Source organism: Xenorhabdus sp. Sc-CR9, assembly GCF_963897815.1.
Classification (GTDB): Bacteria; Pseudomonadota; Gammaproteobacteria; order Enterobacterales; family Enterobacteriaceae; genus Xenorhabdus.
In genome coordinates this window covers 1-820 of record NZ_CAWQTY010000093.1, presented here as the reverse complement: position 1 = coordinate 820, position 820 = coordinate 1, and the positions used below count along the sequence as shown (strand labels likewise).

Annotated in this window: 2 protein-coding genes; both read left to right on the top strand. The window is 54.0% G+C overall.

What is annotated here, in order from left to right:
* Nucleotides 1-294, top strand: a 294-nt coding sequence (locus tag AACQ81_RS04405; RefSeq protein ID WP_237388502.1) for an antirestriction protein, incomplete at its 5' end; no start/stop codon positions are given.
* On the top strand, nt 281-742 hold the full coding sequence (locus AACQ81_RS04400) for an antirestriction protein (RefSeq protein WP_443089583.1): 462 nt from the start codon (nt 281-283) through the stop codon (nt 740-742). The genes AACQ81_RS04405 and AACQ81_RS04400, both read left to right, overlap by 14 nt.
* The last annotated feature ends 78 nt before the right edge of the window (nt 743-820 follow it).

Genomic DNA, 820 nt, shown 5'->3' with positions numbered 1-820 from the left:
TGTGATCAGTGGCAGTACCGGAAAGTATCAGACACTATCGCTTATATCGTGCCGGTACGACCAGAACCCGCTGTGGTCAGGGTTGAGACAACGGACTTTAAAGGTGAGGTCTCTGCCGAGGCTTTCGGGCTGATGGTGACCCTGAGCGTACTGGGGTATCTGACGACCTTGTTAAAGTTGGACGGATATGCTGAACGGTTTTGTGCCCTGCGGGAATATGCGCTGCAACATCCTCAGGCTCAGTGCATTCGGGCGGCTTTGGGCTTAAAGGGAGAATATGATGCCAAACAATGAACACATTATGCTGGACAGTCTTGCGCTGTCGGCCGTGTTTCCCGACAAGACCCCGCTGGAACGGTTGTTTTTGGGGTTCCTGCTGGCGAATACCGCATCAACGTTATGCGGCGATTATCAGCCTGAACAGTGGACAAGCCGACAGGTGTCTGAATCGCTGACTTATATGGTGCCGACACGGGCGGAAACGTATTCCGTTTACCTGCCGGTTACGCAGCTGACGGTCACGCTTTCAGCCGATGCTTTCGGGCTGGCGGTCACGGCCATCTTATCAGCCCGTATCGCGGTGCCGGATACGCAGAATGAGGAGGCGTACCGGTTCTGTGCATTGCAGGCGTATGCACAACAGCACCCGGAAAGCGGCCTGATAGCCTCGGTCATGACACTGAAACCCGGAGAGGACGTTATCAGTCCGTCACTTATCCCTAACAACAATAATCATCATTAACGTTATCAGCCCATGAGGCTGTTAACGCTTTTCTTAAGCGCCTGACCGGGGAAGCCAAAACACCTTCCCGGTATCGGG

What these genes read in the sequence shown, in the direction of transcription:
- AACQ81_RS04400 (WP_443089583.1), top strand. Translation starts at nt 281, where the DNA reads ATGCCAAACAATGAACACATTATGCTGGACAGTCTTGCGCTGTCGGCC.